This window comes from Dictyobacter formicarum, from assembly GCF_016587435.1.
Window position 1 is genome coordinate 21932 of the sequence record NZ_BNJJ01000017.1, and the last position, 25237, is coordinate 47168.

The following is a 25237-nucleotide window of genomic DNA, read 5'->3' on the forward strand; positions in this document are numbered from 1 at the left end:
GCTGTTCCTGGTCGCGTCGTGGGGAGGGAAAAAAGCTATGACGAAAACGTCGTATCGAGAGCAAGATCACACTTTCGGTCAGCAGATGTTGGCCCTGCGAATGGCGACCGGACTGACCCAGGCAGAGCTGGGAAAGATCCTCGGCGTCTCCCGACATACCGTAGGTGCCTGGGAGGCCGGGGAGAGTTATCCCAAGGCCGAGCACCTCAAGGCCTTTATCAGGCTGCTCTTTGAGCAACAAGGGTTTCAAGCAGGGAGTGAGGAGGAGCAGATCAGAGCCTTGTGGCGTTCGGCTCATCAGAAGGTGCTGCTGGATGAGCCATGGCTGAAATCGCTCCTTGAGCAGCAGGTTGTTCCCCTGGTATCAACTCTTACTGAAGAGAAGGACCCTCCTCCCGCCATCGCGGAGCAACTGCGCCTCTGGACCGTCCCCTATGCTCGCAATCCTCACTTCACCGGTCGAGAAGAGCTTCTCGACCAGCTTACACAGCACTTTCAGTCTCAGGATATGGAGACACGCACCCTGCGCCACGTTGCCTTGACTCAGACTCAGGTCCTCAAAGGCCTGGGAGGTATTGGGAAGACGCAGACTGCCATCGAGTATGCCTATAGATCACGTGAACAGGAACGCTATACGCATACGCTATGGATCGCGGCGGCGAGCGAAGAAGTGATGATCGCCAGCTTTACCTCGCTGGCTGCGCGCTTGCCCGAACTCGCGGCGCAATCTGAGACCGATCCGTATAAGCTGATGCTCAGCGTCAAGCGTTGGCTAGAACAATGCCATGATTCCTGGTTGCTGATTGTGGATAACGCCGATGATCTGGCCCTGGTACAACCCTATTTGCCGATAGAGGGCAACGGCTGCTTGCTCTTTACCACGCGCGCCAGTGCTGTCGGGAACCTGGCCTCTGCCATCGACGTTGAGACAATGGGCCTGCTGGAAGGTGCGCATCTGCTATTACGGCGTGCGCATCTGCTGGAAGGTGCCTCCGACGATCTCATGAATGATGCCTCTAGCGTGGTCGCTGAGTTGGGTCAATTTCCCCTGGCTATCGACCAGGCGGGGGCATATATCGAAGAGACGCGATGCAGTATCAATGACTACCTGTTGCTGTATCGGCAGCATCGCCATCGCCTGCTTGCTCGTCGTGGCCTCCAAATGACGGGCTATCCCGATTCGGTCGCTACGACCTGGGAACTCTCGTTTCGGCAAGTGGAGCGGATGAATTCGGCATCCGCTGAACTGCTGCATCTCTGCGCCTTGCTCGCTCCTGACCGCATTCCCGAAGAGTTGCTTGAGCAAGGAAGCCCATACTGGCCGCCTGCGCTTCAGGAGGCCACGGCTGACCTCTTTAGTTTCAATCAGCTTATTGAACCGCTCCTGGCCTTTTCCCTGGTGAAGCGTCTTTCGACCGACCGTCAGTTAAGTATCCATCGACTGGTACAGGCAGTACAGTTGGGGGGAATGTCGCCCCAGGAGCAGCGCCAGTGGAGCGAGCGATTGGTGCGCGCGCTGAATGCGAGCTTTCCCGAGCATTCAGACGAGCCCAACACATGGCCCCAATGCATGCGCTATCTGGAACAGGTGCAGGTCTGCGATGTCTTGATTGAGCATCACCACCTCCAGTTTCCCGAAGCGGCCGATCTGCTCGACCGGGCTGGCAGCTATTTCCTTGAGCATTTTATGCCTGGCCAGGCGGAACCTCTCTACCGGCGGGCGTTAGCCATACGTGAGCAGCAGTGGGGAGGCGAGCATCCTCAGACGGCCAGCAGTCTGTACCACCTGGCCACCCTGTACCGGGCGAACAGCGACTTTGCGCAGGCCGAGCCGTTGTTTGAGCGGGCGCTGGCGATTCGCCAGCAGCAGTTGGGGGCAGAGCATCTGGAGACAGCGGCCTGCTTACATGGCCTGGCGAGCCTCTATGAGTCGCAACGGCGCACAGAGAAAGGCGAAGTCCTGGCCCGACGGGCTCTCGACATTTACGAGCAGCAGTTGGGGGCAGACGACTTGGAAACAACCCCGGTCAGAAGAACACTGGCTCTCCTGTATATGCGCCAGGAACGCCTCGAGGTAGCTGAGGCGTTGTTCCAGCACAATCTGGCCATTTGTGAGCGCCAGCTGGGGCCAGAGCATCCGCAGACCGCCACGACTCTGAATGGTCTCGCATTTATCTATGTACCTCAGGGACGCTACCAGGAGGCGGAACGATACTATCGGCGCGTCCTTGCCATCCGTGAGAAGTACTTTGGTCCAACCCATTATCAGACCGCACTGGTGATTTACAACCTGGGAAATCTGTATCGAGAGCAAGGCCGTTATGAGGAGGCAGAGCCATTGGCGCAACAAGCTCTGGCGCTCTATGAGCAGCACCTTGGTCCGCAGCATGTGTATCTGGCAGATAGCTTCATTGCGCTGGCTGACATCTTGTGGCATCTCGGGAAGTACCCCCAGGCGGAAGAGCTGGCCCGGCAAGCCCTGGACCTGCATGAAGCACATCTTAGTCCTGTTCATGAATACATTGCGAAAGATCTGACCATCCTGGGCGCCATCTATCGGGAGCAGGGCCGGTACGTTGAGGCCGAGCCGCTCTTTCAACGCGCCCTGCAGATAAATGTGCGACGTTTATTAGGTTCCATCATCATCCTCTATGAGTTTGCGCTCTTGCGGGAGGCGCAGGGCCAGGACGAGCAAGCCTATGCGCTCCATCAACAAGCGCTCGCAGCATGTCAGCAGGTCGGGCGAACAGAGACCCATCCCGAGATGCTGGCCATTCGCCAGCATCTAGCGACCTTGCAGCGTCGCCTGGGGCGTCCCGAAGATGCAGCCAGTCGGGGAGGGATGCAAACCTTGAGCGCCTACGATGGAGCTCAGGCAGGATCGTGACTTTCTTTTTTCTCTCGTTCAAACCTTTGTTTCTGGTATGCTTTTCTTGTGGGTCTACGTTCATAGGTGGTAAACACCCAGAAAAGCCAGAGGGCAGAGCAAATTCCTATGCTTACCCCAGGACTCCAGAACGCGAGTAGCAGCGCGAGCAGATAACAGGGAGCGCCCAGGGCGTAGTCGCGGCTCCTGGTATGTATTAACTTTGGCGAAACAGAGTCTTTAAGGAGGTGAGACTGATGAGCGGCTAACCACCAGAGCAGGTTATACACGAGGTTGGTCATCAGGAAAAGACCCGCATAGATAACACAGACCACCCCTGCGACTGGTGTGGTGAGGTACGTTGCAACCAGCTGAGTCGGAAAGGGCACGGTTGTCACTAATAAGAGTAAGAAGCCATTGGCGAGCATGAAGAGTGTATCGGACTTATCAATCAGCTTGAACATGACGTGATGGCTTATCCACATGATGAGGATGGTGGCGAAACTAATAAAGAAGGCCAGATAGGAAGGCCAGCGCAGCAGGAGCATCTTCACCAGATGCTCCGAGGTAGGAGGATTGTCGAGTGCCGGGACTTGCAAACTGAAGACCAGTAAGGTGATAGCGACAGCAAAGACGCCATCGCTGAATGCTTCGATTCTGCTCGTTTCTTTCTCACCACGTGTTTCGTGTCGCTCTTCAATCATACTCTCTCCCCTGCACTGGCTGCTGCTTTCAATTGGACTTTCTGTTCTTCTGTAAACCCGGCGTAGATGAGAGTGCCACGAAACTGTCTGAATTGAATAAGTATTTCCCTACTGGCAGATGGCTCTATCAGGCAGAATAAGGCCGAACTGCCAGATTGAAACACTTGTTTGAACTTCTCGATGAACCAATCATCAATGTGATATTCCAGGCCCGAGAGCAACGTCTTGATCACGAACGTCCAAAGCTCAGAAGTGAATCCGTTCTCGCTGAGTGGATGAGACCACTGCTTGACGAGCAACTCGCCTGTCTGCTTGTAGGTAACCACCGCAGCATCATCGATCGGGAAGGATTCATCTTTCAGCGTCTCCTCAAACTCATCAAACAGGCGTTCAGCTCCCCTCTCATCGTCAAAGAGGAGAACGATCATCGTACTATCTGCCATACTGCTATTCCTCTTCTTTCTTCTCAATGGTCGCAGAAAAATACTCTTCCTATATCTTCAACATGTATACATTTCAAAGCCATACCAATGCCCAGAACACAGCTTTGAAACAGAGTTGAACGCCCTTGCTCGTGAACACAGACCATTTCTTACTGAGCTGGTAGACAAGACAACCTGAGCGCCAACTCTGCTTATTTCCTTATTTTCTTACTTTTGCACGATGTTGTTGCTGAGCCAATCCTCGAAACGGGTCGGGGCGATACGCGCATGCTCGCCTGGGATGAGGGAGTAATCTTCCAATTCTGTGCCATAGAAGTGTGCATGGACGTCCGTGATCACCTGACGTGTGTCTTTGTTCGCACTCAAAAATCGACGCACGATTTCATCCATCCGTATCTTTTCGGGACCAGCCAGTTCAGTCATGCCATTTACCGGCGCTTCGAGCGCGACATCGGCCAATGCGGTCGCCACGTCATCCGACCAGATCGGCTGCATAAAGGCAGGCGACAGGCGAATCGTACGTCCATCGCTGGCCGCTTCGGCAATGCCACCAATAAACTCGAAGAACTGCGTTGCGCGCAGAATGGTATAGGGTACCTGCGAAGCCTTGATCAGGTGTTCCTGAGCCACCTTTGCTCGGTAGTACCCATTCTCGGGAAGACGGTCGATACCGACAACCGAGAGCGCGACGTGATGTCCCACGCCAGCGACCGCTTCTGCTGCCAGCAGATGGCGAGTTGACGTCTCAAAAAACTCTAACACTGCCCTGTCTTCCCATGAAGGCGCATTCGTCACATCGACGACCACCTGAGCGCCGATAAGCGCTTCGGCCAGTCCTTCCCCCGTAATGGTGTTAACGCCTGTGCTCGGTGATGCCGCCACGACCTCGTGCCCACGCTCACGGAGCTTCTTCACCAGCTTTTTTCCAATAAGCCCGCTCCCACCAATAACGATAATTTTCATATGATCCTCCTACTCATAAGCCCTCAATGTGGGCTTTTTGTATGCAAATATGCATATGCACCTGTTAACTGCTCAGCAGTGCTGATCCCCTCTTTTGTAGAGCTTCTCTTACCAGCATGCTTTGAGCATTTCGCCTTGTCTGCTGCAAGTATAAAAGTTTGTGCAGAAGAAAGCACTCTGCATCACCGACCATCTCACTTGCCATCTCACCCTGCTTTGTTGTAGAGGGAAGGCGTATTCGAGGGAAGTGAAAGACGCATCGTTGAGAGGCCAATCTGTTATTATGAAGGCATGAGTTCAGAGAGACGAAAAAGAAGGCTCTCCGTCTGTATATTCAACAGGACAGGATGGAAGAGGTCAATGTTCTTTTGGCAGGTGCGGACACCGGATAACAGAGTAGCAAGTTTAGAGTATGTGCAGATCCCTCGCGCGCGCTACTGCCTGCGTACGATTCGTCACACCCAGTTTCGAGAAGATGTCGTTCATATGACGCTTGACCGTCGAGGGGGCAATCACCAGTTGCTCAGCGATTGCCGCATTTGTCGCTCCTGTAGCTAGAAGTTGCAGCGCTTCCCGTTCGCGCCCACTGAGAGGATCAAGCAGTGGTTGTGGCCTCGATTGAACGGCCTCAGGTGAGTCGGTGGAGGCAGAACTGGCGGCCAGGGCATGTGCGATCGCCTCTCTCGTCTCGCCCTGCTGTTCATACCATAGGCTGGCTCGCGTGTGAATTTCGGCAATCCTGGTTGGATGCAGCAGGGCGAGACGAGCCTGGAGCGCCTGGGCAAAGAGGTGATGGTAGCGATACCAACGGCGCTGATGGTCGAGCGGAATGAGAAAGAGGTTTCTGTGCTCGAGATCTTCAAGCATCTCTTGCGCATAACGACTGGCAACTTCCGAGGCAAGAGAGGAGTCTTGTTGAGACTGCTCCTCCTGTGGCAGATAACCACAAAGTATGCTCGCGCACAATGGAGCGCACAAGCGATCAAGGAATGCTGTGGAGAAAAGGAAAGTCTGCATCAATCCTCCGGAAACACTAAGAGATCAGCCATGGCTTCCTTCAACGGGAAGCGGTCGGCTAAACGGAGCTGGATGCCGCCTCCGATGGGAACGTTCTCGTATTGGGGAACATTCCCACCCATGATGGAACTTCTTCGTGTTTACGAGACGTTTCCATCATATTCTCATCTTTTCTTAACAACCATATGTCCCGTTCGCGTGCCTCTTTTATCCCTGTCGGATGGGAAGGACGGTCTGCAGGGCCTCGATGTAGCGGTCGGCCGAGCGCATGACGGCGTCATGGGCATCTTCTGGGACGATGGTGTCGAACCAGGCGGCGTAGATGCGGTCGAAGGCGTAGGGCTTGATGGTGTCGCGGATGCGGGCGACCTCGGCGGCTGGTAGCGGGATCAGGTTGGGATAACTATACATAAAGCTGACCCAGCGGCGATCGGCAACCACAGTGATGATGTCTCCGGTGAGCAGGGCACCCTTGCCGCTGGCGCCCTGAGGCCAGTGCAGTACGGTCCCGCCTGGGAAGTGGCCGCCCAGGCGTACCAGAGTGAGGTCACCGGGCAGTTGTTGCGTCTCGCCGGTCCAGAAGACGATGCGTGGATCTGGTCGCATCACCCACTGCTGATCGTCCGCGTGCAGGTAGATGGTGGCGTCGAAGCGCACCGCCCATTCAATCATGGCTGAATAGTAGTGTGGGTGGGAGATAGCGATGGCCGAGATGCCGCCGAGCTTCTTTACGGCCTCATAGGTCTCGTCGTCCAGGTAGGTGATGCAGTCCCATAAGACGTTGCCCTGCTCACTACGCACCAGCAGGCCACGCTGCCCGATGGCGAACTTCGGCGTAGTCCCGATCCCCACCAGGTGCGGTTCATGCTGCTTGATGGTATTGCTATATTCACCTTGCCGCATCTCCTCCAGCGTCGTCCATTGTTGCCCCTGGTGCCCGACATACTGACGCTGGTCCTGGCAGATTGGGCAGGATTCTGGCTTGTTCTCACTGGCGGCAAACTGCGTGCCGCATGTTACACAGATCCAATGTTGCATATGTAAAATTCCCTTCACTAAATCCTATAAGCGTTTCGTGTAAGAGTTCCGTGCTAACTTTAAACAGGATATTGCAATTTCAATTGGCAGGCAAAAAGGCGCATACTAAGGTTGAGCTAGATCAACGTTGTTGTATGTAATCTATCAGGAGTTGTTGATAAAACATGTATCGTCTCCTTGCTATCGATCTGGATGGAACCCTGCTGAATCCCTCCCATCGTATCACGCCCCGAACCCTGGATGTGTTGCAGCGAGCTATGGACTCAGATGTTCAAGAGGAAGAGCAACCCACTATTGGGAACATTAAAGCGCAGGGCATCATTGCTCGTGCACTCTGCCACACCCGGGTCGCTCTTTTACCTTTTAATAAAAGGCAACATCAACTGTATAGCAGTATAGAGGTTTCATGTCCATCTACGCAAGCTATGCACGAAAGACACAATATGTGTTTCAAACCTTGAAAAATAGTATTGCAGTCTTGTTCGTGATCAGCCTCCAGTGCGGGAATCTATGCGAAGCGTGAACTCTTGACGGGTGAGCTATCCCATAGCATCTGGCGAAGCCCCTTTGTGCTCAATGCTGCTGGTATAGCTGCTCCGTGAGCGGTAGCAGCCGCCTTCGCCAGGGCTTGTAATTTCGGCAAATCCTCTAATGCCTCGTTCTCCACCTGGGCTTGCAGCAGTTCTGCCGCAATACTGGCTGCATCGCGCTCATCTGGTTGGGAATGTACCATCTGCCTGGCATCGTGATCAACTCTCATCTGGCTTTCCCAGGGGGCATGGTTAACCTGATAGAAGAAGGTTGTAAAGTCAGCGGTTAAGGGAAAAGCTTCTGTCCAACAGGTTGCATGGCTCCAGAGCACCTGTCCTGGGTGATGCTGACGAAGCGAGACCAGGATTGGGCCTTCCAACAGGTTCAGATCATAAGCGGCGATCAGGCCTGGCTCTGTTTGCCCCTCATTACTCCAATACACAAGCGGAACTTGAAGTTTCAGCGCCAGAGCCTGGGCAAGAATAGTACTGCCACGCTCAGGCAAGGCAAAGACGCGCGGGACAGAGATGCCTATTTCCTTCAAGGCAGCTGCCAGGCGAAGGATGCCCTCCAGGCAGAGGCCTAGTGTATCCTGCACAAAGGCATAGCGTCCATTCATGCCCTCGTCAAAGCCATAAGGCGAGAGATGGAGCAAGAAGGCACCCGTTAAGACATAGTGCCAGCCGCGTAGATCCTGCTGGTCCAGCGAGGAAACGTCTTTGATCGCATCGGCGCGGGCCAGCATGGTAGCAATACGCCCTGCCAGTTCCTCTCGATGGTCATTTGGCTCTTGTTGGAGCGATTCAAGTAGTCTGCGTGGAGTTTCCAGATCACTGCTCATGATCGCGTTAAAGGCTAGCAGATAACGGCTCAGATAATTATGCTGTACCACCTCAGGGCGAGCCTGGAGTAGACGACAGGCCTCTGCGTTCATGCTCATAGCCTCCAGGGCACTTGCCAACTCGTTGAGTATGCCAGGCGAATCAGGAGCCAGGGCATGTGCTCGGGCGAGTGCTGTTGCCGCCAGGTCATGAAGCCTCTGTTCAAACAATTGATACCCTAAATTATACAGAGCTTGCACATCTTCAGGATTACGTATAACTGCATGCACAAAATTGGTAAACTCTTCGCTTGCCAGGTTCGTAGAGATCTCTGCAAAGACGCTCCACGCCTCCACAAAGTCGCTTTGCTCCCAGGTTTTTCCCGAATACCTCAAAACGGGGCGAAAGATCCGAAACGCCTCCTGCGGGTTCCCCTGTTGCAGCGCCTGTCGTGCTTGCTGTAACAGGATCATATCATCATTATGCATACATACTCTCACATAAAAATATTCAATGACTTCTCTATATCAGAGATTATAAACGATTTCTTGCTGCAGAACAAAATAGAGAGAAGGACTTATTCCTCAGGCTTGCTTCCGGATAGCCAGGACGGAAGCCTACAACCACGTAGATTATCGGAATCGCGGCGGCGCGCGCGGCAGCAATCGCGCCGTTTACGGGAGCGAGGAAATCCTCTGTTTGTGAATATCGGCTGACAATTTCCTCCTGCATATCCATGACTAAAAGGGCTGTATGCGAATGGACTTGTGTCTCAGACACTGCTGTTTCCTTTCTCTATACTCTCCGAGTGGGATCGGAGAACACACTATTTACTTGATCTTCAAGGCGTTTATGGACGTGGCAAGGCTTTGTTCCGCTGGTCGGCATCTTATCCAGCCAGCAAGCGCGGCGACCAGGCTGAGCATGCCTCCAATCAAGAGTGAGATCGGTGCTCCAAAGAGCACCGCCAGGCCGCCCGCGAACAGGTTTCCCAGCGGCATGCCCCCCGAGTAGACCAGCAAGTACACACTCATCACCCTGCCGCGCAGGTGAGAGGGCGCAACCGTCTGGATAGTGGTGTTGGCAATGGTTCCCATCACAACTTGCGCGAAGCCTATCCCGGCAATTAAAGGAAGCGAAAGGATATAGAAAGGGGAGAGCGCAAAAGCGATCTCAAGGGCACAAAAGATGAGAGCCGCGATAAGCAGCGCGTGAATATTCGGTTTTTGATTGCCCCAGGCAAGCCATAGCGCTGAGAACAACGCCCCTATCCCAAAGGCCGAGCAGAGAAAGCCGTACCCGATCGATCCCGCATGAAGCACGTCTGTCGCGAAGAGGGGCAGCATGACGTTGAAATTGATCCCAAACAACATGACTGCGCCAAGCACTCCGATTGCCAGTGCAAGGGATGGGACGTGCCAGACGTAAGACAGACCCATTATTCTGGTGATTCGGCTACCTTGACGTAGCGATAGAGTGTCGCGCGCGAAATCCCCCAACGCTGCACAAATTTCTGAGGTGGAATGGCTCTGATCGGCGAACATCTGCTGGGCCAGCGCCACCTTCCCATTAGTTTTGAGCTTTCTGGGCCGCCCTCCAACGCGTCCTCTGGCCCTGGCTGCCGCTAACCCTGCATTCGTGCGCTCGCGAATGAGATCGCGCTCGAATTCTGCCAGTGCGCCCATGAGGTGAAAGATGAGCTTGCCCCGGAGTGGTGGTGTCAATCTGTTCCGTCAAACTCATAAACTCAATTCCTCGCTCTTGAAGACTTCTGAGCAGTTCGATCAGATGCTTCAAGGAGCGTCCTGCCCGATCCAATTTCCACACCATGAGTCGTTTTCTGCGACAGATGGCTCTGTTTTTCTAGGAGTGTGTCGCCATCAGCTCCGCAAGCACAAAACGTCCCCTTGACGAATCTCATAACTCACCTCATAATCTAAATCTCAAAAGGTTGAGCATTCGACGGGAAGCCTGAGGCAAAGGATGCGTTTATGAAATTTGGCTATGTGCGTGTCTCCAAACAAGAGCAACACGAGGCACTCCAGATCACATTTATAATTGGTAAGGAATTGTGATGAAGAAACATTCTTTTAACTTTAGCAAAGTCGTATTTCACCCCTCGACTCTGGCTATTCTCTCAGGCTTGTTCGGTGCAGTCATAGGCTTCCTCATCAACCTTGTGAGCGGAGGAAACGCATCCAATAATATCTGGATCTCGCTCGTTTTTGCCATTATGTTCAGTCTCGGGCTCACAGCATGGCAGGCATCCGAGCAGGCAAAGACCGATAAGCAATGGATGACAATGCTTCAGGAGATGGTCTTCCAAACCTACTTCCTCACGCTTCTCACTGAGAAGCCGGAGGTATCGCAGATTGCCCAGCAACGATTGGGTCAGGTCTTGAAATCTTTAGATGCCGAGCAGCAGCTAAGTATGTTGCATTTTTTCAGCCACAATGGCCTCTCTGTTACATTTATAGGCGATGCGCTGAGAGGGAGCAAAGCCCTTGTAGGAGCGGATCTGCGGAAGATGGAACTGCCGAGCGTGCAACTGAACGATACGGATCTGCGTTCTGTGGATCTCAGCGGTGCCAATCTCAGAGATGCCAATCTCAGTGGTGCGGCGTTGTATCGTGCTAACCTCTCCGGGGCTAATTTACTCCGGGCGAGCATGAAAGACTCTGACATGAGAGGTATAGATTTACAGGGCGCCAATCTCACTGAAGCTGATCTCAGCGGATCTGCTCTGCTTGCAGACGAGGAAACTCCTCATAACGCAAACCTGACACATGCCATACTCACTCATGCGAAGTTACGAGGAGCCAGTCTCATAGGCGCTGATCTCAGTGGCGCCAACTTGCGGAGCGCTGATCTCACGAAAGCGACTTTCAGCGGAGCAAATTTGCAGGGCGCCGATCTCACTGATGCTACCCTTACCGAGGTGACTTTCATCGGAGCAAATTTGCAGGGCGCCAATCTCACTGGTGCGACTCTCACCTACGCACTGCTCGACGATGCTGATCTGCGGAACACCAGAGTGACTGATGAGCAATTGCAAGCGATCAGTACTGGCAAGAACATGAAGAGAGAGGGCTAGAATTCCTCTCGTAATTCGCAGGATGGTGGCAACAGCTTCTTTCTCTGTAAAATCGTTGGAATATGCCTTGACGCGATGACTCCAGCGACTGATTATTACTTTGGTGCTGGTCATTGTCATAGGAGGGGGCTTTCTTTTTGTGCTTTCCACATTCTGGAGAAATTCAAATCCGCAAGTAATTCATGCTGAAGCAATAGCAACAATGCTAATCCAAACTACAACGATAGCTCAGCAGCAGAAAACGATCCGGATTTACTTATCAGCGCCGGGTTGATATACCACTCGTCAACGCTGGTGGATACCAGGAATGCGGACTTGCGCCGCATACATGCAAATCCTTTCCTTCTCAATGTACACTGCCATCAAAAGTACGAAAAAGCTCTTTTCCACCCCCTTAAAAAAGAGCACTGAAAAATCTTACTGAAAAAGCGTTGCGATTTCAATTGCTGCTCAAAAAGGCGTATACTAAGGTCGAGATAAAGAAATATTGTTGTGTAAATTCTACCAGGAGTTACTTATAAATATGTATCGTCTCCTTGCTATCGATCTGGATGGAACCCTGTTAAATCCTCACCATAGTATCACGCCACGGACACTGGATGTTTTGCTGCGAGCTATGGCTTCCGGTATGCATGTTGTGATTGCTACTGGTCGCGTGCCGTATAGCGTTCATTCTGTCCTTGGAGCGCTCACCCTGAATGCTCCGATGATTACCAGCAATGGTGCTACTATTATTGACACTCGCACAAATACTATTATATCTCAGCAATTAGTGCCTGAACAATATATATTATCTGTGTTTGATGCTGCTCGTCGTTTAGATCTACAATTTTGTTATTATACTCATGATTATCTATACGCTGAACAAGTACTTTATACGGGACAAAACTGGTATCTGGCTGATGTGCCTGTCCGTTCGGTGCCTGATATTGCTGCGGTGTATCCTCAGCCCTGCATCAAAATCGGTGCTTATGGTGAGGCGGAGACGCTCCGCGAGAAGCGCCTGAAGCTTGAGCGGCTCTTTGCTGGTCAGCTCTATGTTACACAGACGGCTGCTCGCTGGTTGGAGTTTTTGCATCCCGAGGTCTCCAAGGCCAACGCCCTGCAACATATTGCGCGTCTGCTGGATGTTCAGCCCTCCGAGATCATAGCTTTTGGCGATAACCATAACGATCTGGAAATGTTGCGCTTTGCCGGTCTGGGAGTTGCTATGGGTAATGCTCATGAGGAAGTGAAGGCTGTTGCCGATTATGTTACTTTAACCAATTATGAAGACGGGGTCGCGGATGCACTGGAAAAGTTTGCCCTGGCCTTACCGCGCTAGTGTGTGTTTTCTACATCGTGCTCCATTTCCAATAGAAGAGTTTGAAGAGCTTTCCGCGCTGTTTTTATCCTGGAAACGGTGTATACTTGAATTGGCATGTAGTACAATTATAGTCATATAATATATATGAGAGGATGGAGCAAAGAATCTGGCATCGTGGTGGCGCGTGTATGTTTGTCGGCGAGCTACGTTTCTGAGTGAGTGTGTTTGAGCCACGGCAAGAAAACGAGGTGAACAATGTCTGAAGAGCAGGCAGGAATGAATCCACAGCCAGAAGATACATGGTCGCTGCTGGAAGCGCATTATAAAAATGGTCGACCGCTGGTTGGGCGTATCGTAGAGTTGATAGGGGAACACTTGATTGTTGATATTAACGGCATTCAAGGCACAATTGAGCATGCCACGCTAGGCATTACCTGGCGCGTCGCTGACCTGACGGTTGACGAGCAGCAACTACCGGAGGAGACGCTGGTCTATCGACGCCTGGAGGCACTGCGGGGACAGGAGATTCTGGTCAGGGTGCTGGCGGTTGATCGTGATCTGCATATCCTTGCTCTCTCGCAACAGATTGTGAGCAATGCGAACGATGTTCCTGAGCAGTATCCGCTGCGGCAGCAGTTGATAGAGCGCCTGAGGCTGCGGCAACAGCTGTTGGAGCATTTGCGTCCCGGCGATATCTGTACCGCTAAAGTGACCTCTATCTACGGTCATCATATCCGCGTAGATGTGAACGGCGTCGAAGGCATCGTCTTGCCCCAGCATATTACTATGCAGCAGCGCCTCGTTGATCCCTGGAAGGTCGTGCAGCCAGGCCAGACCATCAAAGTGATGATTCTGGAGAAGGATAATGATCATCTGACACTGTCCCTGACCTATGCTCAGCGGTGCGATGCCGTGCTTAGCAGGCTCGCGCCGGGTGCCACCTGCCAGGCCAGCATCTCCGCCCTGGCCGACGAAGGTATCTATGTCGATCTGGACGGAGCTCTGGCCCTGGTTCCTGTGGATCAGATTGTCTCTGGCTACATTACCCATCCCGCTGATCTCTATCATCGCGGCCAGAAAGTAACGGTGCAGATTCAAGAGATTACGGCGGATAAGCGCGTCACGGCCTCCCTGCTCAAGGCTGACTAATAGTATTATCCTGCTGTGCCTCGGCCCAGAGCAGGCGCATCTCGGCGCTGCTCGCCAGCAGCTCTTTAAGCGTGCCCTGCGCCTCTATCTCGCCCTCTTTGAGCACGATGATCTGGTCGGCGCGCTGCAGGACTGCCTTGCGGTGAGTCACTACCAGGTAGGTCTGATCGTGCCTGCTGAACAGACGTTCCCATAACTGCTTCTCCGTTTCGCCATCCAGGGCACTCGACAGGTCGTCCAGCACCATCAGCTCAGCTGGCCGTGCCAGCATGCGCGCTGCCGCTGTGCGCTGGGCCTGTCCGCCCGACAACTTCATACCTCTGCTCCCAATCTCGGTCTGTGCTCCCAGGGGAAAGATCGCCACGTCCTGTTCCAGTGCTGCCTGGTAGAGCACCTGTGATAAATCCACGTTGGTTTCATCTTGCCCGAGCAGGATGTTCTCCTGTAGCGTATCGCTGAAGAGGTGGGGCACCTGTGGTGTATAGGCTGCCCGTGGCGGCACAAAAAACGCGGCCGCATCCTGGATGGGCCTGCCATTCCAGCATATTTCTCCTCCTTGTAGAGGTAGTTGGCCCAGCAACGTACGTACCAGCGTAGTTTTACCTGAGCCAACTCTGCCAACAATCGCCGTCACAGTGCCGCGCGGTAATCGAAGATCGACCCCATCAATCCCTTTTCCACTAGCACTATAATGATACTTTAACTGTGTAGCCGTTACCATCTCTAAAGTATCGCTCTTGGAGTCTGAACGTATATCTGTCACCGGCAAGGCCTGTTTTTTGAGCGAGACCGGGTGATGCTCAACCAGCAGCCGCTCCTGCGGCCCTCTGGCCTGCATCAACGTGAGTAAGCGCGCAAACGCGATGCGCGTCTGAGCGTATTTGCCAAGGCTCTCGCCCAGACCTGTCAGCGCGCCCGTGATGTACTCCATGTAGAAGATGAACAGGGTGATATCGCCGATGCTCAGCCTGGCCGAGTGCGCGTTCAGCGCGGCCAGGAAGAGTACCAGGCCCGTTCCAATGCCCACGGTATTGCCCAGTACGGCATTGACGGTATCGTTCTGCAGGCGTTCGCGCAGCATGTGGACCAGCCGGTGCTGACTCAGGCGGCGAAAGTGTGCGACGACCAACTGCTCGGCACCCGCTACCTGGATGGCCTGGGCGGCGCCCAGGATCTCGCCGACTATGCCGGTAACCTGTCCCGTGGCCTGGCGGCTTGCCTCGCGATACTTGGAGACGCTCTTCATCCACATGCGTCCCAGTACAATTACCAGTAGCAGGGGCACCAGGACCGCCAGGGTGATCAGGGCACTGATGCGCCATAGGATGACCAGGGCTATCAGCGCGAAGAGCAGGTCACCGCTTTGATTGATGCCCGGCGCATAGGCGACGGTTTCGGTATCGTCGCGCAAGGTATTGAGCGCCTCGCCAGAGGTCATGTTCAATGCCCTGGCTCCGGGTTGCTTGAAGAGATGGGCCAGCACATTGCGGCTGAGCAGGCCGCGCACCGGATAATGTACTTTGAGCGTGTTGTCAAAGCCGATGAACTGCATGCCCATCTGCAGCATGGTCAGCGCAAACAGGGCGAGCAGCATCAAGCCCAGCCGCAGATCGAAATGTGGACGCTGTGAGAGCGTATTAAAGAGCTGCTGTAGCAAGAGTCCAAAGGCGATGGTGGCGCCGTTGGCCAGCAAAGATAGCAGTACGCTTCTGATCTCATAAAAGAGCCGGTAGCGTATCAGACTACCCAGCAATGTATAGAGTTTTATCGTCATACAGGAATCCTTCCCGACTCGTGTTGTAGCAGGTGAGCAAAGTGAGAATTGGGATTGGCAGCCAGCTCAATCCGTGGGCCGGCTTCCAGGATACGTCCATTCTCAATGACCAGGATGTCGTCAGCGCGCTGGAGCGTGGCCAGTCGATGGGCGATGACGATCCCTGTGCGCCGCTGGAAGAGCGTATCGACCGCTTTCTCGATATACTGTTCAGTCACCGGGTCCAGGCGCGACGAGGCCTCATCCAGCATCACCAGGTCCGGTTGCGTGAGAAACACGCGCGCGAAGGCCAGCAATTGCGCCTCCCCCGCCGAGAGTCCATAGTTGCCCGCGCCGAGCATGGTATCTAGCTGCTCTGGCAGCGTCTGGTACCAGCTTTGCAGGCCCACATCAGCTAGTACCTCCAGGATACGCTGGTCGCTGATCGAGCGATCGAAGAAGGTCAGATTGTCGCGCACCGAAGCCTGGAAGAGCTGGATGTCCTGCGTAATCAGGCTCATGCGCCGGCGCAGATCCCGCATGCGCAGCTCTGTCAGCGACACATTATTGACGCAGACCCGGCCAGACTGTGGATCATACATGCGAAACAGCAAGCGAGAGAGCGTAGTCTTACCGCCGCCGCTGCGCCCGACGATCCCTAGCACGCGCCCGGCCTCCAGCTTGAACGACACCTGCTGCAGCACTGGCTCGTCGTTCGTATAGCCAAAAGAAACATCCTCAAAGGCGACCGCCAGTGCGCCCGGCGCCAGCGCGGTCGTGCCCGGTCCATCCTGGATGGCCGAGCTGGTTTTGAACAAGCCATCGATTCGTCGAATGCACGACTCGGATTGATAGAGGCTCTGGAGCTGCCATTGTATCTGGTCCAGAGGCTCCATCAGCAGCGCGCTATAGACAAAGATCAGGTAGACGGTACCGGGCGAGGCGATGCCGATGCTCCACAGATAAGCGGCCAGGACCAGTCCGATTACCTTGCCCAGCGTGAAGAGGGCCTGTGAGATGATCCAGGGCGTTGCTCCCGACCAACCGGCATGGCAGGTCGTGCTATACCAGCGATAGAAGCGCTGGTAGAAGTGGCGCCAGATATAGTTGATGCCGCCGTTGCCGCGTACGTCCTCAGCGGCATCCAGCGACTCGCCGAGAAAGCCGAAGAACTCCGAACTGGCCTGCCGCGCGATCACCCAGCGATCCACGGTGGGCCTGCGCATCCAGGTCAGGGCCACAACAACCAGCAGGCAATAAAGTCCCATGCTGACACTCAAGATCCAATCGATGGTTGTCAATACGACCAGCATGCTAACCAGCAGCAAGATATGAAAGAGCATGTGCACCACAAACTTAGAGAAGAAGTTGGAGAGATCGTTGACATCACCATCGATGCGCTCCAATAGCTCTCCCTGTGTATGGCTCTTGTGGAAACCCTGATCCAGCGTCAGCACATGCGCCAGTAGATCACCGCGCAGCGCGTTGGTGGCCGTCCAGGCCACTTTTTCGCATAGATAGGCCGAGGCCACAGACAGAGCCTGGTTAAGCAGCGAGATGGCCAGAAAGAGCAGGGCTGCCCATATCAGTCCCTGTGAGAGTCCCTGTTTGATAGTCGTGTCGATAAAGTAGCCTAAAATTTTAGGGTTGATCAGCTGTAGCGCGATGCTGGCCAGTAGCAGTAAGGACATCAATAGTGTGGTCAGCCATTGCGGTCGTAGATAGCGCGCCAGCAACTCAAAGTAGCGTCGAAAGGGTCGCAAACTCACCGTGCATCCTTTCCCAATAGCAGGCCTGCAACAGAAACGCATCGAGTTTCTTATAGCCTGAAGAACGTCAGCCGTAAACCCTTTCCAGACAGTGTAGTGAGCGCAGGGAATAGTGGGGCAGAAGATGGCAAGAGGGATTCACTGGTTATTTGCCGCTATACATGTCCATTGGCAGCGGGTGTATGGTGAGTTCATTCGGGGGTGGGATGGGCCGGTGGAAAGGAGTTGAACCCTCGAAATGGCTTGGCGTGGACCATGGCGTGCCTGAGACATGCCTTCTGTACCTGCCAAATTTTCGGCTACCAACATATGCTCTCGCAACCTGCATTTATTATGTCTAGCAGGCTAGCAAGAGATTGGGCCGGGAAAACCTGGCGCACTCTCATCATAGAAAGGGAGTGGTACAGAATTAGCGGCAGTCGGGCATACGTTTCTACTCCTAATAATAACTTTTATTAAAGAATCTTCCTGTATAGGATAAAAGAAGCTATGCGATTTGTCAAGCTTTTTGCGTACAATGGGTGACATTCATTTTTTGCCCAAAGGGAAATGCGACCGTAGGTGCCGGGCTGGCCCCGGCTTGGAGCCCGCGCAGCGTGGCGACCCCGTATCCGGCCAGTTCGGCTCCCTCTCCGCCATGTCCTCGACCAGAGAGGGTCCCCCTGCGATTGCCTCGACCGAAGTGCCGGGAAACGGAGCACACGATAGCCAGCGATGTCGTGGGGAAACGGGGTCGCCTGACGGCTCCAATCGGCCGCAAGGGCCGAATCTACTGCGGGTGCTTCAGGTGCGCTGAACCTGGAAGATCTTGCGGTCGGGGAGGCGCACCGCCGTCAATGTACCGGTGCGCCAGGCGCCGGTATCGATGCCGATTTTGTGCGCTTTGAGCAAGGGTTCGGGTAGCTCCCAATGGCCAAAGACGACCGGTTTGCCCCAATTGTAATCGCGCTCCATAAAGCCTTTGGGACCCCACAACTTATCAAATGGGGCCGTTGACCAGAAAGGCTTGCCCGGTACCACACCGGCATGCACATAATAAGCATTGGCATCCTCGTAATCGATGCGCGTCGTCTGCAACCACTGCCCGATCTCTGCCGGAACCTGTCCACCGCAGTCCTTCCAGACCTTGAGTGCTCCCTCTATCAGCGGCTGCTCCTGAAAAGCTGTGCCATCCCATACTTCCAGCCAGGCATCTTCATGATTGCCACGCAAAAAGATACAATGCTCATGCTGCTGCTGCAACTCCTGCAACGTTCGAATCACCGCAGCGGAGTCCTCGCCACGATCCACATAATCGCCTAAAAAAATCAATTTATCCTCTGGTCGATAGGGGAGCGAGGCCAGCAACTGTTTTAGCAGCGTAACCTCGCCATGAATATCGCCGATCGCGTAGCTATCATACGTGCTCGCTTGATCCTGGTCTTCGATATTTGGCATGCTATTCTATGCTTCCTATAGTCTAATAGTCTAAAATTATCCCTGGCGCTTTTAATCGAACGCTCGTATCTACAATAATACGTTAATTGTTGGCATGAAGCCAGCACCGATCTAGCGAACGTGCAGGCAACGAGTGAAAATCATCTAGCAGCATAAGCCATTCTATTATAAGATGGTCAATTCGATATGTAAATATATATCTTACGTATCTCTTACCCATGGTGTCAGATGGTTGTAAATACGCAGGTGATACTTAATAATGAGACCATGCCGGACTGTAATTTGAGTATATTCAGCAAATAAGCATCTCATTTGTTTTGACTTTATATCCATGCTACTATAGAAGTAAGCCAATCGTAATTACATATGTTGAGATAGGTTGATGCAGGAAATTGAAAGGATCGCGCCTTGAATCATGCTGCTGAAGTATTTATTACGGTCGTGCCGACACTTATCTGGATCTGGGCCCTATGGCATTGTTTTCGCAACCGGGCTCTCGGTGGGGGAGCAAAGCTCCTCTGGTTTCTCTTTATCTTGTTTACTCATCTGTTCGGTGCTATCATCTACTTGATCTTTGCGCCCAAAAGGCGGGCCGCGCGCATATACCAGCGCCAGCAGCCGCCACAGCAATATTATTATCCCTCTAATCAGCAGCAGTATTACCGACCATCGCGCGGTCAGGAGCCCTACTATAGTTCGAACGAACAAGCATCCGCTCAGCCAGAGGAGTACCAGCCATATCAGCAAGGCTATGCGAGGCGGGCTGATCCCCCAACCGAACAGGCGCCCATTCAGCCATCTGGATATAATCCCTATGAATATCCCCAGGCCACCTATCCCGAGCAAACGCAGCAGCAGCAATAGAGGGTTTTTATGGTGGTCCAATTCATAAGCTGGTGACAGCGAAAAATGGCCCATTCATTATTGTCTTTATTTTTTGCGCGCAACCAGGCGGGTAAAGCCTAAGGTGCGCCCTGCATCAGCCAATAGCATCCATAGGTTCGGGCCTTGCGCCCGATTTAAACCTCGACGCCCGAAAACGCCACTCCCGTAGGTTCGGCCCTTGCGGCCGATTACCTCTCGTCGCACGATAACGTTCCTTTGAAAGCGATACCGCATGGATGGGAAGATCCGCATTTGGGTAATTTATGTTTATCTATTGTGGGTGAGAGATAATGGACTTGTTGAGATGGGGGAAATTGGTTCTTGTGTTGGGACCACCAGCATCCTATAGTTGTAACCATTGAGTTTGGCTGCTGTTTTCATACATTCAAAAATGTGGAAGGCTGGTCTATCTATGGATACAGGGATACAAAGAGAGCGGGCGCTGCGTTTTCGGGCTTTGCATCATCAGGCGCCGATGCTGGTTTTGCCCAATGTGTGGGATGCCGCGAGTGCCCAGGTGATTGAGCAGGTTGGATTTCAGGCGATCGCGACTACCAGTTCGGGGGTGGCGGCCGCGCTGGGCTATGAGGATGGCCAGCACATTACGCGCGAGATGCTGGTTGAGGTGCTGGCCCGTATTACGCGTGTCGTGAATTGTCCCGTTACGGCGGATATCGAGGCGGGCTTTGGGAATTCGATCGCAGAGGTGCTGCAGACGGTCAGGGCCGTCATTGCTACGGGCGTGGTGGGCATCAATATCGAGGATTCACGTAAGCAGCCGGGTAGCGGGCTGGTGGATATTTCGTATCAGGTTGAGCTGCTGGCGGCCCTGCGTGAGCTGGCGGCCGAGCTGGATATTCCATTTGTGATTAATGCGCGCGTGGATGTTTTCTTGTTGAAGATCGGCGAGCCTGAGAGCCGTTTTGAGCAGGCCGTGCAGCGGGCCAACGCCTATCTGCAGGCGGGGGCCGATTGCGTCTATCCAATCGCGCACCTTGAGCACGATACCATTGCCAGGCTGGTCGAGGCCATCCATGGGCCGATCAACATTATGGCTGGTTGCTCGGGGACCACGCTGGCCGAGTTTGAGCGGCTGGGTGTGGCCCGCGTTAGCCTGGCTGGCTCCTTGATGCGTTCGATGCTGGCCCATGTGCGCGCGGTCGCCGTGGACATACTTGAGCATGGATCGTTTGAGAAACTGAACGCCGGGCTATAGCTCTCTAAATGCCTGCGCCAGGATTTTGACGCCCGCCTGCAATTCTGCTGGCGTGGCGCTGGAGAAGCCCAGCATCAAGCCCTGGCGCGTGATGGCATCCTCTGGGCCTTGAATGATGGGAGTCGTGAGCAGCCCATGCCTGGCTGCCTGCTGCGCGACGCGTCGGGCATCCAGACCCGTGGGGAGCCAGGCCATCAGGTGCATTCCTGCCTGCGGCACTGCTACATCCAACCTGTCTCCTAGCTCCTGGTGGAGTGCCGCCACCAGCGCATTTCTACGCTCTAGATACTGTAGCCGCATCTTGCGCAAGTGGCGCGCAAAGTGGCCCTCGACAATAAAGTCGGTCAGGGCCATCTGTTCCAGCAACGGCAAATGCACATCGATCAGGAGGCGCGCCGCGATCAGGCCCTTCAGGAGCGCGGGTGGAACAATCAAGTAGCCCAGTCGCAGGGAAGGGGTGAGCACCTTGCTAAAGGTGCCGACATAGATGACGCGCCCACTGCTATCAAGTCCGTGCAAGGCCTCCAGAGGGCGCCCGCTGAAGCGGAATTCGCTATCATAGTCGTCCTCTATAATCCATGACTGCACATCTCGACACCATTCGAGCAATGCCAGCCGCCGATGCAGGCTCATGGTAACGCCGGTTGGAAACTGGTGCGAAGGCGTAACTACCGCCAGCCGTGCCTGCTGGCAGAGCTGTCGTCCTGCCTCGACATCGATCCCCTCTTGATTTACTGGCACCGGAACCAATCTGGCTCCGGCCGCCAGCAGTGCACCACGTGCTCTTTGATAGCCAGGATTTTCGACCCAGACCAGATCGCCCGGGTCCAGTAGCACGCGTGCCAGCAGGTCGAGTGCGCCCTGCGCGCCAGCCGTGAGTATGATCTGTTCTGGCGAGCAGTGGACGCCGCGTGTAATACCGACATGAGCGGCGATGGCTTCGCGCAGGGGAGCGTAGCCCTGGGCATTCTGGTACGTCGAGACGGCGCGCAGCGACTGGCGTGCGTGCCTGGAAATCAGCCGGGCCCAGGTCTCATATGGAAAGGACGTAACATCTGGCTGGCCGATTCTGAAGGCGACATTGTGAACACTGGCTCCGGTCGTATTCTCATCGCCCGGCCCCGATATGCTGGCGAGCAGCTGGCCACGCTGCCCCAGCAGCGCATCCTTCGGAGCTGCCTGCTGGCCTGAAGCGGTTTTTCGGCTGCTTTTGCGCACCTGCAGTATCTGTTCGGGTTGCAGGTGGGCCACGCGTGTGCCATCACCTACCTTGCTCTCGATATACCCTTCCAGCAATAACTGCTCATAGGCCAGCGCGGTCGTGTTGCGCGATACTCCTAGCTCACTAGCCAGAGTGCGCGTCGAAGGGAGGCGCGCACCGGCTTCCAATTGCCCCGAAAGAATCTCTGCGCGCAGACGTTCATACAACTGTTTATATAAAGGCGCCGTCGCATACTGATCCAGCATAATCTCAGGTTTCTTGCTCTGCATTACCCGCTTGGACATAGCTCTATTTTCCTTAGCTACTACAGACTCGACACATTAATGGCACCTTCATTATATACAGAAATGGCTCTTTTAACAACGCCATTAACATGTTATTATCTGGTCATCGAAAGCACCTGGAAATACCGCTCGGACGCGGCTGGAGTATTGATAGTATCTACTGAAGTAGCTCTATTTATGACCTCACGTATGAATTATGGAAAAGCTGCCCCCGGAGCTATGCGCGCCATGAATGGCCTGGAAAAATATATCGCTGACTGTGGTCTTGAATCTTCGCTGAAGGAGTTGGTGAGATTGCGGGCCTCGCAAATCAATGGCTGCGCCTACTGCGTGGATATGCACAGCCTGGATGCGCGGGCTGGTGGCGAAAGCGAGCAGCGCCTGTATGCTTTGCCTGTCTGGCATGAGACGCCGTTCTTTAGCGAGCGCGAGCGGGCCGCACTGCTCTGGACCGAAAAGCTAACCCTGATCTCGATTGACCATGTGCCCGATGAGGTTTATGAGCAGGTGCGTGCGCAGTTCAGCGAAACCGAGCTGGCCAACCTGACCCTGCTCGTTGCCACCATCAACGCCTGGAACCGCTTCGCCATCAGTTTCCGCAGTGAACCCGGCCATTACCAGCCTTCCGAAGGTTAACACCTCGTAGGTGCACCCCTTGCGGGCGCTTGCTTGCTTCACGCGCGAAAACGCTCCCGTCTTTTTCGTGCATGGAGGGTAAAAGCGATCACAAGGGGCGCACCTACGGTTTTCCTGTTTGCATGGATACTCTGGTGATGTCGTGGCGGGCCAGCGGCAGCGAGAACCAGAACGTTGATCCGTGGCCGGGAATGCTCTCAACCCCCACCAGGCCCCGATGGCGCTCAATCAACATGCGGCACAGATAGAAACTCATGCCCATGCTTAAATCAAGCTCATTCTGGGGTGCCGTTCCCAGGGAACGATAGAGGCGCTCCCAGATATGTTCTTGCTCTTCCAGCGCGATACCAGGACCATTATCATGAATGCTGATATAAGCCTGATCTGCCTCCACGCATATTTTTACAGTAATTGGCTGATCGGCTGGCGATTGCTGGGAGGCATTGGCCAGGTATGTTTGTATGACCTGCTTGATTCTGAGCACATCGATGTTGGCCCATAGCGTTTGTGGAGGAAGCATAAGTATAATTTGTTGCTCGGGATGCCGCTCCTGATACTGCGCTACGGTTTCACGCACGAGCGTGAGCAATTCATAGCGTTGGATATTGAGTTCAAAGGTATCGGACTGGATACGCGAGTCATCGATAAGATTTTTGATAATGCGCTCTTGCAGGCGCGCACTATCGCTGGCAGCCTCCAGCGGATCCCACAACTGCTCGATTCCTCTATGGAAGATCCCCCCAGGCTGATTGGCCTGCTTTTTGAGCTTTTCTAAGCGCCTCAGCGCTAATTGAATGTTGCCCATGGTGGCAGTCAATGGTGTTTTTAGCTCGTGGCTGGCCAGATTCAAGAACGTATTGATGATCTGGTTGGTTGCCCGCAAGACCACATCGTTGCCCGTTTCCTGATTCGCAAAGGCAAATGGCCGTACATATTCAACCATCAGCGCTGTCAGAGTCGCCACCGCCTCTACCAACTCGTTCTCTTCGGCATCGCAGGGATTATCTCTGCCCAGGACAAACATCCCAACCAGTTCTTGTTTCACGAACAGAGGCGTCCAGAAGAGATTTTCGGACGGGAAATCAACACTTTGCAAAAAAGGAATGTGCATATGTTCACGATCGACCCTTACCTGTTTATGTTGCCGCAGCTGCTCGATGGAGTCTGGATCGAGAAAATCTGACAGGCCGTAGCGGCCGCTATTTTGCCAGCGGAGCTGGGCCTGCTCTGCTGTTAGGCCGCTAAAAGCTATATAGTGTAGCTGCTGATCGGGAGATCCCAGCGAGAAAAGAAATGTGGTTTGTCCCCCCAGCAGATCACGAATTAAGTCAACCAGATGCTGGCCGATAGCATGGGCGGAAGAAGGGAGCGAGAGTGTCTCTTCTGCTGGCGAGGCAGCCAGCAGGTCACGCAGATGGGCGATAGCATTGATCAATGATAAGAGGGCCGCATTGCTCTGGCTGCTGTTTTTCTGCATCTCATAACAATCGGTAAGATCGTGAAGCTGGTACATGATATTTGTGGGCTGCTGTTGCCGCTTGATAAGGGTGCGTGTGACATCAATACATGTAGTCCGGCTTGAAGGGAGCAGACATAGCACGGTCTGTTTGTGCCTCTGGGGATCTGTCATGGCCTGCATGGCTTCAATCCCGGCTTCTGGTGAAAAGAGGCGATGTTTTAGGTCATATATCCGGCATTTGGCAAATAGTTGCCCATAGGGGCTACCAATCGCTTCCTCAGCGGAGGTGAGCCCCAGAAGCTCAAGAGTAGCTTTATTGATCCAACACACCCTGTTATCCAGGTCAGCAATAATGATAGCGTCCTCCATCTCCGTCATGGCGAGTCCAAATTCGCTGATTTGAGCGCTGGTAGCATGTACGGGCGATGAAGCAGTCAAATTACCTTCTGTTGGAACAGAAAGTGGGAATTGCTGGTAAGTGTCTGAATATTGGTTACTTTTCTGGTCGAATGATGTATCTGACTCTGATTTGACCTCGTGATCGTCCACGCCCTACCTTCCTTTTTATTCTCGACAAAGCAAGGAGCAGCTTTTATTTATAGCTTGCTTAGCCAGTGTATCATATCCGCCAGCACGGTACAAAC

Annotated in this window: 23 protein-coding genes and 1 pseudogene; 8 read left to right on the top strand and 16 right to left on the bottom strand. The window is 53.8% G+C overall.

The genetic code is table 11. The features are described 5' to 3' along the window. The first annotated feature begins 37 nt into the window (after window positions 1–37). A complete protein-coding gene (locus tag JMI88_RS26375; RefSeq protein ID WP_201364948.1) occupies window positions 38–2887 on the top strand; it encodes a helix-turn-helix transcriptional regulator in 2850 nt (949 codons plus the stop codon). On the opposite strand, the gene JMI88_RS26380 is transcribed toward JMI88_RS26375, so the two are convergent. The 5 genes from JMI88_RS26380 to JMI88_RS26400 all read right to left on the bottom strand — a co-directional run bounded on the left by JMI88_RS26380 (window position 2872) and on the right by JMI88_RS26400 (window position 7031). Continuing rightward, entirely contained in the window at window positions 2872–3570 is a 699-nt protein-coding gene (locus JMI88_RS26380) for a TMEM175 family protein (protein ID WP_201364949.1), read from the bottom strand. The two genes, JMI88_RS26375 and JMI88_RS26380, sit on opposite strands and share 16 nt — an antisense overlap. Beyond that, window positions 3567–4013, bottom strand: a complete 447-nt coding sequence (locus JMI88_RS26385) for a DUF1269 domain-containing protein (protein WP_201364950.1) — start codon at window positions 4011–4013, stop codon at window positions 3567–3569. Before JMI88_RS26385 ends, JMI88_RS26380 begins: the two co-directional genes overlap by 4 nt. 207 nt (window positions 4014–4220) lie before the next feature. Then, on the bottom strand, window positions 4221–4976 hold the full coding sequence (locus JMI88_RS26390; protein ID WP_201364951.1) for an SDR family oxidoreductase: 756 nt from the start codon (window positions 4974–4976) through the stop codon (window positions 4221–4223). A gap of 405 nt (window positions 4977–5381) precedes the next feature. Continuing rightward, window positions 5382–5993: a helix-turn-helix domain-containing protein gene (locus JMI88_RS26395; RefSeq protein WP_201364952.1), complete on the bottom strand. Its 612-nt coding sequence runs from the start codon at window positions 5991–5993 to the stop codon at window positions 5382–5384. 207 nt (window positions 5994–6200) lie between these two features. Then, complete coding sequence (locus JMI88_RS26400; protein ID WP_201364953.1) at window positions 6201–7031, bottom strand: MBL fold metallo-hydrolase; 831 nt, start codon at window positions 7029–7031, stop codon at window positions 6201–6203. A gap of 164 nt (window positions 7032–7195) precedes the next feature. On the opposite strand from JMI88_RS26400, the gene JMI88_RS26405 reads away from it, so the two are divergent. After that, window positions 7196–7492 (top strand): HAD family hydrolase, encoded by a 297-nt coding sequence (locus tag JMI88_RS26405; RefSeq protein ID WP_201364954.1) that lies wholly within the window; start codon window positions 7196–7198, stop codon window positions 7490–7492. Between the two features lie 47 nt (window positions 7493–7539). On the opposite strand, the gene JMI88_RS26410 is transcribed toward JMI88_RS26405, so the two are convergent. From JMI88_RS26410 to JMI88_RS40885, 4 genes and pseudogenes are all read right to left on the bottom strand, one after another. Next, on the bottom strand, window positions 7540–8871 hold the full coding sequence (locus JMI88_RS26410) for a tetratricopeptide repeat protein (RefSeq protein ID WP_201364955.1): 1332 nt from the start codon (window positions 8869–8871) through the stop codon (window positions 7540–7542). A gap of 46 nt (window positions 8872–8917) precedes the next feature. Beyond that, window positions 8918–9163 (bottom strand): isochorismatase family protein, encoded by a 246-nt coding sequence (locus tag JMI88_RS26415; protein ID WP_201364956.1) that lies wholly within the window; start codon window positions 9161–9163, stop codon window positions 8918–8920. Between the two features lie 50 nt (window positions 9164–9213). After that, on the bottom strand, window positions 9214–9822 hold the full coding sequence (locus JMI88_RS39665) for an MFS transporter (protein ID WP_236023082.1): 609 nt from the start codon (window positions 9820–9822) through the stop codon (window positions 9214–9216). Then, a pseudogene (locus JMI88_RS40885) lies at window positions 9822–10213 on the bottom strand (recombinase family protein). The gene JMI88_RS39665 and the pseudogene JMI88_RS40885 overlap by 1 nt, the downstream one beginning before the upstream one ends. Before the next feature lie 244 nt (window positions 10214–10457). Here JMI88_RS40885 and JMI88_RS39670 point away from each other — a divergent pair. The 3 genes from JMI88_RS39670 (at window position 10458) to JMI88_RS26435 (ending at window position 13932) form a co-directional block, all read left to right on the top strand. Further along, window positions 10458–11477 carry a pentapeptide repeat-containing protein gene (locus JMI88_RS39670; protein ID WP_236023076.1) on the top strand — a complete coding sequence of 340 codons (1020 nt, stop codon included), beginning with the start codon at window positions 10458–10460 and terminating at the stop codon, window positions 11475–11477. 523 nt (window positions 11478–12000) lie between these two features. Continuing rightward, on the top strand, window positions 12001–12801 hold the full coding sequence (locus JMI88_RS26430) for a Cof-type HAD-IIB family hydrolase (protein ID WP_201364957.1): 801 nt from the start codon (window positions 12001–12003) through the stop codon (window positions 12799–12801). A gap of 237 nt (window positions 12802–13038) precedes the next feature. Beyond that, window positions 13039–13932, top strand: a complete 894-nt coding sequence (locus JMI88_RS26435; RefSeq protein ID WP_201364958.1) for a S1 RNA-binding domain-containing protein — start codon at window positions 13039–13041, stop codon at window positions 13930–13932. Here JMI88_RS26435 and JMI88_RS26440 read toward each other — a convergent pair. From JMI88_RS26440 to JMI88_RS26455, 4 genes are all read right to left on the bottom strand, one after another. Then, window positions 13919–15706 carry an ATP-binding cassette domain-containing protein gene (locus JMI88_RS26440; RefSeq protein ID WP_201364959.1) on the bottom strand — a complete coding sequence of 596 codons (1788 nt, stop codon included), beginning with the start codon at window positions 15704–15706 and terminating at the stop codon, window positions 13919–13921. The two genes, JMI88_RS26435 and JMI88_RS26440, sit on opposite strands and share 14 nt — an antisense overlap. Further along, window positions 15703–17454, bottom strand: a complete 1752-nt coding sequence (locus JMI88_RS26445) for an ABC transporter ATP-binding protein (protein WP_201364960.1) — start codon at window positions 17452–17454, stop codon at window positions 15703–15705. Before JMI88_RS26445 ends, JMI88_RS26440 begins: the two co-directional genes overlap by 4 nt. Before the next feature lie 499 nt (window positions 17455–17953). Next, window positions 17954–18214 carry a hypothetical protein gene (locus tag JMI88_RS26450; protein ID WP_201364961.1) on the bottom strand — a complete coding sequence of 87 codons (261 nt, stop codon included), beginning with the start codon at window positions 18212–18214 and terminating at the stop codon, window positions 17954–17956. Between the two features lie 23 nt (window positions 18215–18237). Beyond that, complete coding sequence (locus JMI88_RS26455) at window positions 18238–18891, bottom strand: metallophosphoesterase family protein (RefSeq protein ID WP_201364962.1); 654 nt, start codon at window positions 18889–18891, stop codon at window positions 18238–18240. Between the two features lie 408 nt (window positions 18892–19299). On the opposite strand from JMI88_RS26455, the gene JMI88_RS26460 reads away from it, so the two are divergent. Next, complete coding sequence (locus tag JMI88_RS26460; protein ID WP_201364963.1) at window positions 19300–19755, top strand: PLD nuclease N-terminal domain-containing protein; 456 nt, start codon at window positions 19300–19302, stop codon at window positions 19753–19755. Window positions 19756–19821: 66 nt separating this feature from the next. On the opposite strand, the gene JMI88_RS26465 is transcribed toward JMI88_RS26460, so the two are convergent. Next, complete coding sequence (locus JMI88_RS26465) at window positions 19822–19980, bottom strand: hypothetical protein (RefSeq protein WP_201364964.1); 159 nt, start codon at window positions 19978–19980, stop codon at window positions 19822–19824. Window positions 19981–20188: 208 nt separating this feature from the next. Between JMI88_RS26465 and JMI88_RS26470 the strand changes: the two genes are divergently transcribed. Continuing rightward, window positions 20189–20992, top strand: a complete 804-nt coding sequence (locus tag JMI88_RS26470; RefSeq protein WP_201364965.1) for an isocitrate lyase/PEP mutase family protein — start codon at window positions 20189–20191, stop codon at window positions 20990–20992. On the opposite strand, the gene pdxR is transcribed toward JMI88_RS26470, so the two are convergent. Continuing rightward, window positions 20987–22498 carry a MocR-like pyridoxine biosynthesis transcription factor PdxR gene (pdxR, locus tag JMI88_RS26475; RefSeq protein ID WP_201364966.1) on the bottom strand — a complete coding sequence of 504 codons (1512 nt, stop codon included), beginning with the start codon at window positions 22496–22498 and terminating at the stop codon, window positions 20987–20989. The two genes, JMI88_RS26470 and pdxR, sit on opposite strands and share 6 nt — an antisense overlap. Before the next feature lie 177 nt (window positions 22499–22675). Between pdxR and JMI88_RS26480 the strand changes: the two genes are divergently transcribed. After that, a complete protein-coding gene (locus tag JMI88_RS26480; protein WP_201364967.1) occupies window positions 22676–23134 on the top strand; it encodes a carboxymuconolactone decarboxylase family protein in 459 nt (152 codons plus the stop codon). A gap of 103 nt (window positions 23135–23237) precedes the next feature. Here JMI88_RS26480 and JMI88_RS26485 read toward each other — a convergent pair whose 3' ends face one another. Continuing rightward, complete coding sequence (locus tag JMI88_RS26485; RefSeq protein ID WP_201364968.1) at window positions 23238–25142, bottom strand: sensor histidine kinase; 1905 nt, start codon at window positions 25140–25142, stop codon at window positions 23238–23240. Window positions 25143–25237 lie beyond the last annotated feature (95 nt).